Annotated in this window: 17 protein-coding genes; 12 read left to right on the plus strand and 5 right to left on the minus strand. The window is 52.8% G+C overall.

Going from position 1 to position 12,025, the window contains the following annotated elements:
• Positions 1 to 17: 17 nt before the first annotated feature.
• The 3 genes from bilQ to B5E84_RS20845 all read left to right on the plus strand — a co-directional run bounded on the left by bilQ (position 18) and on the right by B5E84_RS20845 (position 1,176).
• A complete protein-coding gene (bilQ, locus tag B5E84_RS10910; RefSeq protein ID WP_087222620.1) occupies positions 18 to 443 on the plus strand; it encodes a bilirubin utilization transcriptional regulator BilQ in 426 nt (141 codons plus the stop codon).
• Positions 433 to 960, plus strand: coding sequence for a flavodoxin family protein BilS (gene bilS, locus B5E84_RS10915; protein WP_087222747.1), 528 nt, complete (start codon positions 433 to 435; stop codon positions 958 to 960). The genes bilQ and bilS overlap by 11 nt, the downstream gene beginning before the upstream one ends.
• A gap of 63 nt (positions 961 to 1,023) precedes the next feature.
• Positions 1,024 to 1,176: a hypothetical protein gene (locus tag B5E84_RS20845; protein WP_204248579.1), complete on the plus strand. Its 153-nt coding sequence runs from the start codon at positions 1,024 to 1,026 to the stop codon at positions 1,174 to 1,176.
• A gap of 226 nt (positions 1,177 to 1,402) precedes the next feature.
• Here B5E84_RS20845 and B5E84_RS10920 read toward each other — a convergent pair whose 3' ends face one another.
• Positions 1,403 to 1,726, minus strand: a complete 324-nt coding sequence (locus B5E84_RS10920) for a hypothetical protein (protein ID WP_087222622.1) — start codon at positions 1,724 to 1,726, stop codon at positions 1,403 to 1,405.
• Between the two features lie 439 nt (positions 1,727 to 2,165).
• Here B5E84_RS10920 and B5E84_RS20850 point away from each other — a divergent pair, with 439 nt between their 5' ends.
• On the plus strand, positions 2,166 to 2,312 hold the full coding sequence (locus B5E84_RS20850) for a hypothetical protein (protein WP_204248580.1): 147 nt from the start codon (positions 2,166 to 2,168) through the stop codon (positions 2,310 to 2,312).
• A 69-nt stretch (positions 2,313 to 2,381) separates the two neighbouring features.
• Here B5E84_RS20850 and B5E84_RS10925 read toward each other — a convergent pair whose 3' ends face one another.
• Positions 2,382 to 2,639 (minus strand): helix-turn-helix domain-containing protein, encoded by a 258-nt coding sequence (locus B5E84_RS10925; protein WP_242963351.1) that lies wholly within the window; start codon positions 2,637 to 2,639, stop codon positions 2,382 to 2,384.
• An 80-nt stretch (positions 2,640 to 2,719) separates the two neighbouring features.
• On the minus strand, positions 2,720 to 2,884 hold the full coding sequence (locus B5E84_RS10930; RefSeq protein ID WP_242963352.1) for a helix-turn-helix domain-containing protein: 165 nt from the start codon (positions 2,882 to 2,884) through the stop codon (positions 2,720 to 2,722).
• A gap of 143 nt (positions 2,885 to 3,027) precedes the next feature.
• On the opposite strand from B5E84_RS10930, the gene B5E84_RS10935 reads away from it, so the two are divergent.
• Both B5E84_RS10935 and B5E84_RS10940 read left to right on the plus strand, forming a co-directional pair.
• Positions 3,028 to 3,339, plus strand: a complete 312-nt coding sequence (locus B5E84_RS10935; RefSeq protein ID WP_087222624.1) for a hypothetical protein — start codon at positions 3,028 to 3,030, stop codon at positions 3,337 to 3,339.
• 418 nt (positions 3,340 to 3,757) lie between these two features.
• Entirely contained in the window at positions 3,758 to 4,540 is a 783-nt protein-coding gene (locus B5E84_RS10940) for a protein-ADP-ribose hydrolase (RefSeq protein WP_087222626.1), read from the plus strand.
• Here the strand turns inward: B5E84_RS10940 and B5E84_RS20400 are convergent.
• Positions 4,494 to 5,150, minus strand: coding sequence for a YczE/YyaS/YitT family protein (locus B5E84_RS20400; protein WP_143469209.1), 657 nt, complete (start codon positions 5,148 to 5,150; stop codon positions 4,494 to 4,496). The two genes, B5E84_RS10940 and B5E84_RS20400, sit on opposite strands and share 47 nt — an antisense overlap.
• Before the next feature lie 91 nt (positions 5,151 to 5,241).
• On the opposite strand from B5E84_RS20400, the gene B5E84_RS10950 reads away from it, so the two are divergent.
• The gene (locus B5E84_RS10950; protein ID WP_162612851.1) at positions 5,242 to 5,952 is read left to right on the plus strand and encodes a Crp/Fnr family transcriptional regulator; all 711 of its coding nucleotides are present in this window, start codon (positions 5,242 to 5,244) and stop codon (positions 5,950 to 5,952) included.
• Between the two features lie 119 nt (positions 5,953 to 6,071).
• On the opposite strand, the gene B5E84_RS10955 is transcribed toward B5E84_RS10950, so the two are convergent.
• Positions 6,072 to 6,986 (minus strand): LysR family transcriptional regulator, encoded by a 915-nt coding sequence (locus B5E84_RS10955; protein WP_162612852.1) that lies wholly within the window; start codon positions 6,984 to 6,986, stop codon positions 6,072 to 6,074.
• 162 nt (positions 6,987 to 7,148) lie between these two features.
• On the opposite strand from B5E84_RS10955, the gene B5E84_RS10960 reads away from it, so the two are divergent.
• From B5E84_RS10960 to B5E84_RS10980, 5 genes are all read left to right on the plus strand, one after another.
• Positions 7,149 to 8,039: an alpha/beta fold hydrolase gene (locus B5E84_RS10960; RefSeq protein ID WP_087222634.1), complete on the plus strand. Its 891-nt coding sequence runs from the start codon at positions 7,149 to 7,151 to the stop codon at positions 8,037 to 8,039.
• Positions 8,008 to 8,895 (plus strand): DUF6282 family protein, encoded by an 888-nt coding sequence (locus B5E84_RS10965; protein WP_087222636.1) that lies wholly within the window; start codon positions 8,008 to 8,010, stop codon positions 8,893 to 8,895. Before B5E84_RS10960 ends, B5E84_RS10965 begins: the two co-directional genes overlap by 32 nt.
• 77 nt (positions 8,896 to 8,972) lie before the next feature.
• The gene (locus B5E84_RS10970) at positions 8,973 to 10,052 is read left to right on the plus strand and encodes a TRAP transporter substrate-binding protein (RefSeq protein ID WP_087222638.1); all 1,080 of its coding nucleotides are present in this window, start codon (positions 8,973 to 8,975) and stop codon (positions 10,050 to 10,052) included.
• Between the two features lie 16 nt (positions 10,053 to 10,068).
• Complete coding sequence (locus B5E84_RS10975; protein WP_087222640.1) at positions 10,069 to 10,551, plus strand: TRAP transporter small permease; 483 nt, start codon at positions 10,069 to 10,071, stop codon at positions 10,549 to 10,551.
• A complete protein-coding gene (locus tag B5E84_RS10980; protein ID WP_087222642.1) occupies positions 10,551 to 11,831 on the plus strand; it encodes a TRAP transporter large permease in 1,281 nt (426 codons plus the stop codon). The genes B5E84_RS10975 and B5E84_RS10980 overlap by 1 nt, the downstream gene beginning before the upstream one ends.
• Positions 11,832 to 12,025 lie beyond the last annotated feature (194 nt).

Consider the following 12,025-nt stretch of genomic DNA (forward strand, 5'->3'; position numbering starts at 1 on the left):
CAAAGGAGGACATTCCAGTGCAAAAAACAATCGCTGTTTACATAAAAGCTCTGCACCGCCGGTTTGACCAGTTCTGTGACCGGCGGCTGCAGGAGATGGGGCTGACAAAAGGGCTGCTGTACGTGGTACTCTACGTGGGAAACCATCCCGGCTGCGGGCCGGGGGAGCTGGCGGAGGCGCTGGGCTTTGATGCCGGCCATGCCACCCGCTCCATGGAAAAGCTGGTGAAGGCCGGGCTGGTGGCGAAGGAGCGGAGCCGGGAGGACCGGAGGGCGGTATGCCTGCGGCTGACGGAGGCCGGCAGAGAGGCCTTTGAGGCCAGCCGGGGGTTGTTTCAGGAATGGGATGAGACCGCGGCGGCGGAGCTGACAGAGGAGGAGCGGACGGAGCTCATCCGCCTTCTTGGAAAAATGACGGGAGGGAGGAATGGCCATGACCTGTAATGTGATATGCAGCAGCCGGACGGGAAATACGGCCCTGCTGGCGGAGACGGTGTGGGAGACGGCAAGGGAGCTTGGCTGGGAGTGCGCCGGCCCGGAGAAACCGCGGGAGAGCGGGAGAGAAGACGGGGATCTCATATTTGCCGGATTTTGGACGGACAAGGGGGATTGCAGTGAGGAGATGGCGTCCTTTTTGGAGGGACTGGAGGGGAAACGTGTATTTTTATTTGGAACCGCTGGTTTTGGCGGCAGCCAGGAATACTATGAGCGGGTGCTGGGCCGGGTAAAAGCCCATCTGGCGCCGTCCAACCGCCTGGCAGGGACCTTCATGTGCCAGGGGAAAATGCCGGAGGCGGTGGGAGCCCGCTTTGAGGCCGGCCTGCGCCAGGAGCCGGAAAACGAGGCGTTAAAAGCCAGGCTGGAGAACTTCCGCCAGGCCATGGCCCATCCGGACCGCCGGGATCTGGAGGCGCTGCGGGAGGCGGTGAAACAGGCCCTTTCGGCGGTTTCCCGGTCATAAGAGGTGGGACGGGCGCATAGCGTTTCCGGTTTTCATCCATACTATGGCCAAGAGGTGATGAAAATGGAAAAGCAGAACCAGGACCCGTTCCGCCAAAACCGGGAGGACGGCACGTTTTCCGGCAACGCCCGAAAGGGAAAGCCGGAAAACCAAAACCAGACCCACAACTCCCGCCGGGAGGGAATGGGGCCGAATACAAAGCGAAAGCCGGGCTGAGCGTCCGTGATGGATGCCTTTATCCTTGGATTTAAGCCCTCATATCAAAAAATGGAATCAAAAACGGAATCAAAAATCCCGGAGAGGCGTTACTCCGGGGTTTTTGTGTTGCCGTCGAAAGCTGTCTTGTCAATTTCCGGCATCCCGTGCCATAAAAACAAAAGGTATCCGCATTATCGCCGATACCTTTCTGTTTTTCGTCATTCATTTGTAACCTATGTCCCTGTTATCTGGTTTTGGTCCACTTGCCGCTGGGATTTACATAATAATTGTCAATCCACGTGTCGGCCGCCATGGAGCCGTCCTCATAGCAGTAGTACCATGAGCCGTCCACCTTGATCCAGCCTGTTTTCATAGTTCCGGATGCGTCCAGATAGTACCAGTGATCGTTGTCCTGCACCCATCCCGTAAGGGCAGTTCCGTTGTCACTGTAGTAGCTCCATCTGGAGGTCTGCTCGTCCTGTACCCAGGTGCCTGCAAACGCGGTGAGCGAGTTCATGATTAACAGGGAGACCGCTAAGAGAAGGGAAGAAAATACTCTCTTTTTCATAAAGCAACTCTCCTTTTACACCTTTTTTCTTTATTGTATCATTCTGCCAGGGAATTTTCCAGTATGAAATGTTTACGTATTTATTACGGTTTTAAAGGGTCCCTGGGCACAGTATCAGCGGCGGAAACGGCGGCCGGGACACTTTGTTTCCGCCTCAGGGGTTGTGCGTCCGCCGAAATCCTGTTATTTTAGAAGGGGGACGTTTCCGGCGGGGAAAAAACTTTTCGACACAGGCTCTCAGAGAAAGGACATAGGTGTTGTGTCGAATTTTTGAGGAAAATGCAGATGTTGTATATGGTCAAAAAACGGATATGAGAAAGGAGGACAAAAGATTCGTTTTATGTCGAACTGTGCGGTTGATTTTTCTTTTCAAAAAATTGGAAACGGCTTATAGTGTTATTGCGGAGTAAGAATTGAGGGAAAAAGGGGGGATCCTGGCATGAGTGAGGCGGACCATATTGTTTCAATCAAGCTGGAAAATGAGAGATTAAAGCGGGAGAATGAAATATTGCTGATGACGGTGGCGCAGATCAGGAAAACGGTGGATCGTCTGATTGAGCGGTATGTGCTGGAAGAACGGGCGTAAGCCGGGAGTGAGGATGCCGTTTCTGACATCCTCTTTAGGATCGGGGAAAGACTGCGGTCCCGGATAAGCTTACAGGCCGTCCGTTTCCACAGGCGGAGGCGAGGGAGCGGCATCGGTTTTCCGTTCGGTAAAGCGGATCACGTCGTTGGGCGTGCAGTCCAGGTAAGCGCAGAGACGCTCCAGGGTCAGCACGGTAATATTTTTATCTTTTTTTAAGCTGTCCAGGGTTTTGTTGTCCACGGCGCCGTCTTTCAGGAGCCGGTATTGGGTAACGCCCTTGCGAGCCATGGTATTCCACAGGGGAGAGTAATCAATAATGGAAATCACCTGCCTTTACTAAATAAGACTCGGATGATTTCAGTATAGACAGGAAACCGTGTTTTCCATATTGTGGTGAAAGTCACAATTTACCGGAAATGGATAATATCATTGGGAGTGCAGTCCAGAAAGCGGCAGAGGCGCTCCAGAGTCAGCAGTGTGATGTTTTCATTCTTTCTCAGCCGGTCCAGAGTTTTATTGTCTACGATGTGATTTTTCAGCAGCTGATACTGGGATATTTTTTTCGCTTTCATAGTATCCCAAAGTGGAGTATAATCAATAATAGGGAACACCTGCTTTCCAACTTCAGATGTTACCAGTATAGACAGAAAATTTTATTTTCAATATTGTGACTAAAAGCACAATGCCATATAATGATAATAGGAGGTGTCAAGAAATGAAAGAAGAACGTGATTTCAGGAATCTGACAGAGGGGCAGATGGAAAATCTGCTGGAGTTTGCCGAGGTGTCGGCGCGGTGCAGTAAGGAAGTGCTGGAGGCCCTTGAGGAACAGGTGCCGGTGACCTATGAGCTGTTCCGGAAATGTATGGAGGAGCTGGGAACGGTGGGAGCCATCGGCGCTCTGACAGAAATGATGGGACGGTATCCCGACTATGGGAAACGGTACAACGAGGAAGAAGGCTGGGGGCCGGAGAAGGCGGAAAGCGATTTTAGGAAGATTATGGAGAAATTGGGAGAAACGAAGTAAGGGGGCATTGCAAAATCATTAACTTAGATGGTGGAGCAATGCCCTCGCTTCATGATTTACAAAAATCCAGGCTGGATCACTGTTTTCATGGATCCAGCCTGGATTTTTGGCGTACTTTAATAAAACTCTCTCTTTTTCCCTGTTTTGTGCCCCTTGTATGATGAGCCTGCTTGAGGATACGATCCCGTGATTGTATAATGGATTTTAAGAGACCGTTGCAAAAACTTCAAAATATTGCAATCGTTTATCTTTTGAAATCAGAGAGTATATGGGGGATTGGAATGACGCCACAGACGGAACGATCGGAGCGTGCGCGTAAGGGAATTTCTCCCAATCAAAACGGAATGTCTGAATCCATAAAACGGATACAGGTCAGACAAAAGGAAGGCATCTGTTTCAGTCAAAGGAGGGCAAAATCATGACACAGGAAGAACGGAGAACGTATCTCATCCGGGAGCTGCGGCGGGAGATGCCTCAGTACCGGGGGATGGTGGTTCCGGACAATGAGGAAGGACAGTGGCGGGTGCTGCGGTCGCTGTTTAATCTGCGCCCGCCGTATCCGGCGGGGGAAGAATTTCTGAAAATACAGGACGAGTATCTGTCAGAGCTGATTCAGCAGAGGGGGATTGTGGTGGCGGAGAACCTGCCGGGAACGAAGGCCAGCCCCAGGATTTCCCTTTGGCGGGGAGACATTACCACGCTGCGCTGCGACGCCATTGTCAACGCGGCAAACAGCGCTCTTTTGGGATGCTGGCAGCCCTGCCACTCCTGCATTGACAACATCATTCACACCCTTTCCGGCGTTCAGCTGCGGATCAGGTGCAACGAGATCATGGAGGCCCAGGGCCATGAGGAGGAGACGGGAAGGGCAAAAATCACCCCCGCCTACAACCTTCCATGCAAATACGTGCTGCATACAGTAGGCCCCATCATTTCCGGCTCGCTGCGCCTGGAGGACTGCGATCTGCTGGCTGGGTGCTACCGCTCCTGCCTGGAGCTGGCGGCGGAATACGGACTCCGGTCCGTGGCCTTCTGCTGCATTTCCACCGGCGTGTTTTGCTTCCCCCAGCAGAGAGCGGCAAAGATCGCGGTGGAAACGGTACAGCAGTTTCTGGAGAAGGGCAGCCCGGTGGAGCAGGTGATTTTTAACGTGTTTACAGAGCGGGATTTGAAGATTTATGAGGAGCTGCTAAATGGGTGAGGGCTGATGGGAAACGAACTTGCCCAATCCACAGCCCAAACCACTTCACCATCGTCCCCGTAAGGAGAACAGAGAGAATGGTCCCGATCCCAAACACTCCGCCCAACAGGATGCCGGCTATCACGTAGGAGAAATCCGCCGCTGTCCGCAGCCAGGCGTAGGGCAGGCGGGTGTGTTCCGACAGCTTGCAGAGGACAGCGTCCAGGGCATTCATGCCCAGTTTCAGCTGGATGAGAAGGGCCAGGGCCAGGCTGAGGAAGATCTGTCCGGCGGCGAAACCGAGGAAACGGGCCGCCAGGGCCATTTCTCCCAGGCTGAGAGGGGCGAGAAGGAACCGGTAGGCGTCTATAAAATATCCGGAGGACAGGGCATAGACAATGGTCCCGGCGCCCAGGTTGCGGCGGGCAGCGCAGGCGGCGATGAGGATGATGGTCAGGTTATAGGCCAGAGACGCGTTCCCGTAGGAGAGGCGAAAGGCGCGGCTGATTCCGTCGCACAGCAGGCCGATGGAATCACAGCCTAAGCCGCTCTCCAGAAAGAGGGCGACGGCGGCACCCACCAGGTTCATGGCAGCGAAGATGAAAAGGGATTTCTTTACACGTTCCTTCAATGTGATTTCCTCCTTGCGTGTTGGTTGGTTCCATATTAAACTAAGATCAGGAAATAGAAAATGCCAAATGGCATATTTTGAAAGGAACCTTATGGAGAAAAGGGAATTTGAGAGCCGCTACCGGACGGAGCGGCACCGGGATTTTTGGAAACGGTTTTTGAGTCGGATGCCGGAGGAACTGATGCCTTATCTCTATGTCAAAAACAGCGGCTGTGGGGAGGTGCTGATCTCCTCGGCGAAGAAATCCGGGACGGTGTATTTTCTCATGAGAGGGAGGCTGTTTGCCATGGAGGAACGGGTGCAGAGCCTTCCTTACGTGTTTACGGAGCTGATGCCGGTGGACATTGTGGGAGATTATGAGCTGTTTTCCGATATGGAGGATTCTTATGCCACCATTATGGCGGCGCGGGACTGCGAACTGATCGCTATGCCGGCAGATTTGTACCTGGGATGGATTTCCCAGGACGCGGGGGCCCTGTTTTACCGTGTGGGGCTTTTGATGAACCAGCTGGGCGGTCAGGCAGCTGCCAGCCGCCAGTATTTTTTTCTGGATTATACGGGGCGCCTGGTGTCTCTGCTTTTGCAGTACGCCATCCCGGACGCAAAGGGGATCGCCCTGCTGCGAATGACCAGGGAAAGCCTGGCAGCCCGGATCGGATGCTCCCTACGCACCTGCCACCGGGTGGTGAACGGGCTGAAGGAGCGGGGAATGGTGTCTCTGGTTCACGGGAAGATCGTGGTGGATGAAGGGCAGCGGGAGCTGCTGCGGCAGTATCTGGCGGAGGAGATGGAACGGCTGTAGGGAGGGCTGAAAAACGATCAGAGGGGAGAAGACGGAGGGCCGGAAAGCCGGGGAAATGCCCCCGGCCCTTTTGGCATGGCGGAAACTGGTCTCGTCGGGGAAATGCCCTAGCAGAGGGGTTATGCGGAGAAACAGGTCTTGGTGATTTGAATAAAGCTTTGGGCAGCTGCCGGGAGGTAGCTGCCTTTTTTGTATGCGATTACAAAATCCCATAGATTCTGATCTGGGCCAGCGGAGCAGAACAGGAGGGGATCGGGGGTATAGAAAAAGCGCTCGCACATATCGGTGCAGAACCCCACGCCCACGTCCGCGGCTACGAGGGAGAGGACGGTTTCTACGCTTTGGAGGGTGATGGTGCGGGGGCGGATGGGAGAGGCAGCCAGAATCCGGTTGGCGATTTTCCTGGTACGGAATTTTTCATCCACCATGAGAAACAAGTCGCTCCCCAACTGGTTCATATCAATCCATGGGTGCTTGCGGCCGTCCACGGCCTTGATTAAACTGGAATGAGGGTTGGAGGGGGAGATGCAAAGCACTACTTCTTCCTGGCAAATGTATTCGTAAACAATATTTTGAGGCTGGGGCTCGTACACGGTGTAGAGGGCCAGGTCAATCTGGCCCAGCTCCAGGGCCTGGTTTAATCCGTTTACACCGTCCTCTACAATATTGATCTCATATTTTGGATACTGTTTTTTGAAAGCGGGCAGCACATGGGGGAGGACGTAGCGTCCTCTGGTAGGAGTGATGCCCACAGAAATCAGGCCGCTCACCTCGGCGGTCAAGTCGGCCAGAGTATGGTGGAGCTGCCGGTTCAAATCCAGGATTTTCAATCCGGTATCCACATACTGCTGTCCGGCGTAGGTCAGATACATTTTATTTTCCACCCGTTTAAATAAAGGGGTGTTCAGCCGTTTCTCCAGGCCATGGAGAAATTTGCTCAAAGAGGGCTGAGTGATGTCCAGCATTCGGGCGGCCCCTGACAGGGTCTGGCATTTCATAATGGCCAGCACGTATTCGATTTCGCGAAAATCCATAGAAAACCGTTCCTCCTTTTTCTGTGTGTCCATAATTGGATTGTACCACAGTTCTTGGGAAAAGTATAGCTTTTAGTTATAGTTTATATGCCTTAATTCTGGATTTACAGCTATAGATAAACGGGTTATTATGGAAGAAACAGAATAGAAAGAAGGGTGAGGGTGAAAACAGGGTATTTAAGGACGAGGGACGGCGCCCACATTTACTATGAGGACAGGGGGGAGGGAATTCCCATTCTGTTTGTGCCAGGGCATATGTGTACCGTTCGGTTTTTTGACCGCTGTGCCGCGCTGCTGGAACGGGAGTTCCGGGTCATTGCCATGGACCCCAGAGGATTCGGCAATTCCTCCAAAGTTCTCCACGGAAATACGGTGGAACGCCACTGTGATGACATTCACGAGCTCATAGAATATCTAGAGCTGGAGAAAACCGTGCTTTTGGGCTGGTCTCTGGGTGGAAGTCTGGTGATGATGTACGCTCATAAATATGGGGAGGGCTGTCTGGGGGCTGTAGGGCTTTTAGACTGCGCACTGTTTCCGTTCTCAGAGGAGGAGTGGAACCGCTACGGCGCCAGAGATTATGACATGGAAAAATGGTTCCGAAAATATGGTCTTTGGCTGGATGAGCCGGAAGTTTACTGCCAAAACTTTATTAAACGGGTGGGGGCAGGAATGTCGGAGCCGGAGCGGGAGCTGGTGAGACGGGAGATAAAAAAAACCCCGCCTTGGATCGGTTACGCGATCCATACAGATTGGTGTCATACGGATACGGAGCAGTATTTGAAGGATCTGACGGTTCCTGTGTATATCGCCGCGGGAGAGGATACCGGCATGAGCCGCCACTATCTGGAGCAGGTGGGAGAGCGGGGAGAGCTGCATGAGTTTCTGGAGGGCGGGCACGCGTTTTTTTGGAATCAGGCAGAGCGGTTTGAGCAGTCATTGGAGCAGTTTATCAGGAGAAAAACAGCAGGGGGTACGGCCTGCTGGGGGACAGATTCAAATTTCAAAAGGGGGAGTCTAAATGAAAACATTGTCGCTCACGGGAGCCTGTGACCTGCATATCCATTCATCACCGGACATTGTGGACCGGATTGGCAATGATGTGGAGATCGCAAGACGGGCGCGGGATGCGGGAATGCGGGCTATCGTGTATAAATGCGTGCTGGAGCCTACGGTATCGAGGGCCTGGCACACCATGGAACAGGTGGAGGGCATTTCCGTATTCGGAGGCATTGTGCTGGATCACCACGTAGGGGGAATCAATCCCTCAGCTGTGGAACCCGTGATCAAAATGGGAGGAAAAGTGGTGTGGCTGCCTACCTATCACGCCCAAGGGCACGCGGAGGCCTTTGGAGCAATCGGGAGCTTTGGATATGTGGAGGAGGAGAGAAAGGGGTATTGTCTGGAGCCTATTACCATTTTGCGGGAGGACGGACGAATTCGGGATGAGGTGCTGACGGTCATGGAGCAGTGCCGGGAGGCGGACATCATCCTAGCCACCGGGCACATCAGCAAGAGGGAGACCTATCTTTTGGCAAAGGAGGCCAAGGCGCGGGGATTTCACAAGCTGGTGGTCAACCATCCTTTTTTCAGGGTTCCAAAGATGACGGTGGAAGAAGTGGGGGCGTTGGTGGAACTGGGCGCGTATGTGGAATTTTGCGCCAACGAGTTGTGTCCCATTCCAGAAAGCGCCAATCTGTATGATTATATCGAGTGTTTCCGGCGTTTTGGGGTTTCTCGTTTTATATTGGCATCCGATGCCGGGCATAACAGAAAGGGATGGCCGGCGGAAGAACTTAGAATTTTTGCCCAGCTATTGGGCTATGCGGGAGTCGGAACGGAGGAGCTGAAACAAATGCTCTGCGATAATTATGTGGAGCTTCTGGGACTTTCAGAATCTGGAAAATAGAGGATGGGGAGCGAAAATCTGTGTTGTCATTGAAACTGGGCATTTATAGCAATTTTCAGAGAAAAGGAGAGGGCAATATGAGGAAAAAAATGTGGAAACAGATGGTGGCAGTGAGCGTGGCGGCAGGAATGATGGCGATGTCTTTGGCTGGCTGTCAAAATACGGATACACCGGAAAGCGCGGCGGTTCCGGAGGCAGGGGATACATCGGCAGAGGCCGGGGGCTTTGAGGAAATGACTATTAAGCTGGGCCATGGTTCTTCTCCCGCAGACGATGATCCCTATCATATTCTGGCTATGAATTTCAAAGAGAATGTGGAGGAGGCCACAGGCGGAAAGGTGACTGTGGAAATTTTCCCCAGCGGACAGCTGGGCGGTGAGATGGACAGTTATGAAGGCCTGGGAATGGGAACGGTAGATATGTGCATTGCCACGGCTAATATTTTCGGCCTGTACGATGAACGGACCACTATTATGGATATGCCGTTTTTGCTGCAGGATGAGGAGTCGGCCCAGAAACTTCTGGACAGCGATCTGATCCAGGGAGTACTGGAAGAACTGTCCGACACCACGGGCGCCGTCCATCTGGGCTTTGGTTCTGGCGGATTCCGTCACATTTTTAATAATGTGCGGCCTATTTACAAGCCGGAGGATTTAAAGGATGTAAAACTGCGGGTGCCGGAGACTACCATATTTGTGGATACCTTCGCCGCCCTGGGAGCCAATGTAACGCCTATGACTTATTCGGAAACTTATACGGGAATCCAGCAAAAGACCATTGACGGAATCGAGGTTCCGATTGGAAATGGGTACACAGTAGGCTATTACGAGGTCTGCGACTATCTGTCCCTGACCAGGCATTTCTACAATGCCCTCTCTTTGAGCATTAGCAAAAGCCTGTATGATGGGATGTCCCCGGAGCTGCAGCAGATCCTAAAGGACGCGGCGGTAAAGGCTGGCCAGGATCAGCGGATTTCCGTGGCGGAGAATGAGGCTGGACAGCTGGAGGCGATGAAGGAGTCCGGAATTCAAGTAAACGAGATCGACGACGTGGAGCAGTTCCGCGCTCTGGTACAGCCGATCTACGACAATTACAGAGACAATATCAGCGCTGACATTTACAGCCAGGCGATGGAGATTTTAGGAATCGAGGAATAGAATAGGAGAGAGGCGTATGAGGAAAGTGCTTTTGACGGCTGCGGACAAGCTGTTGTGGCTGTACTGCGCGGCAGGACTGATATTTCTGGGGCTGGTGGTGCTCACCACATTTTTGCAGGTAGCTACCAGGTATTTTCTGGAGACCTCTCTGTCATGGACGGAGGAGGGCGCGAGATACTCGTTTATTTGGATGAGTATGATGGGAGCGTCTCTGGCTACCAGGCACGGCAGCAACGCTGCTATTGACATCATCGGGGATTTTCTGCGCGGAAAGGCAAAGGCAGCCCATTCTATCCTGGTGCAGTGCTCCATCATTTTGGCATCGGCAGTGATCGGAGTGTACGGAGTGTCCATGGCGGAAGTTATGATGGTAAGAAACAGCGCGGCTCTGGGGATTCCCATGGGATACGTGTACATTGCAATTCCTGTGGGCTGTGCGGGGATCGTGGTTCAGTGCCTGGCAAACCTGGCAGAAATGGGAAAAGGGGGTGACTGCTGATGGCGGCGATTCTATTCGGTCTGATGTTCGGATTTATGCTTTTGGGAATCCCTATCGCGTTCAGCATTGCTCTTTCTACCGGAGGTTTTCTGGTTTTAACGGATTCCGGCCCCCTGCTGCTTCTGGCTCAGAGATTTTTCCTGGGAATGGATTCCTTTGTACTGCTGGCGGTGCCTTTGTTTACCCTGACGGGCTATTTGATGGAACAGTGCGGTCTGTCCCGCAGGCTGATTGAGTGGGTGGAGTGTATTTTTGGTCGGATCCGCGGCAGTGTAGGGGTAGTTACCATTGTGTCTTGCGCGATCTTCGCCGCTCTGGTAGGCTCTGGACCAGCGACGATCGCGGCCATTGGGGCGCTGATGATGCCGGCACTTTTAAAGAGCGGTTACAGTCAGGAGACATCAGCCGGCATGGTGGCAGCTGGGGGTGCTTTGGGGCCCATCATTCCGCCCAGTGTGGGGATGATTGTGTATGGTTCCACGATGAATGTGAGCATCCCGAAAATGTTTATGTCCGCGATCATACCGGGAATCATGATGATTTTTGCGCTGATTATTGTTAATTTCATCATGGTGAGAAAGCAAAACATTCCTCCAAGCGAAAAAACGTATACGGCGAAAGAAAAGCTGGTGCGCACGTGGAAAGCTTTGCCGGCCCTTCTGCTGCCGGTGATCATTTTAGGCGGGATTTACGGCGGAATTTTCACAGCGACGGAGGCCGCGGTGGTTTCTGTGGTATACAGCATGATCGTGGGCACGTTCCTGGGAGAACTGAAACTGAAAAAACTGGGCCATGCCATGGCCAGCGCAGTGGAGACTTCGGCTATGATTTCCCTTATTCTTGGCGTGTCCAACCTGTTTGGCTGGATCCTGGCTTACGCGAAGATTCCCCAGGCTATCGCCGATCTGGTGATCCCCATCGTTCAGACAAAGGCGGTGTATCTGGTGGTGCTGTGTATCCTGATGCTGATTGTAGGCGCGCTGATGGAGACCCTTACCAGCATTGTGATTCTGGCACCGATTCTGGCGCCCATCGGTATCGAGCTGGGGATCGACCCACTGGTGGTAGGTATGGTATTTTGCCTGAGCTTGATCATTGGTGTGGTGACGCCGCCATTTGGGGTAAACCTGTTTACGGTGACCTCCACTGCCGGGATTTCCTTCCGGCGGGTAGTGAAGGGAGCAGCTCCGTTTATTTTAGCTTTGATTGTGGTAGTGCTGCTGGTGTCTCTATTCCCGCAGATTCTGCTGATCTTGCCGAATCTGCTGATGAAAGGGTAATGGCAGTACGGCCGGGAAAGATGGGAAAGGGTGAGAGGCTGGCCGCGGGGAGACTGCGGCCGGCCTCGTTTACGCGGATGGGGAAATGACGGTGAAACTATCTTGAAACCACCTTAAAGTGAGATTTAAGTATAAGTTTCTAAACTAAATTGACAATTTCCAAAATTCCCTATATAATAAAAACAATTCGTCCG

Source organism: Lachnoclostridium sp. An14, from assembly GCF_002160755.1.
Taxonomy (GTDB): domain Bacteria; phylum Bacillota; class Clostridia; order Lachnospirales; family Lachnospiraceae; genus Lachnoclostridium_A.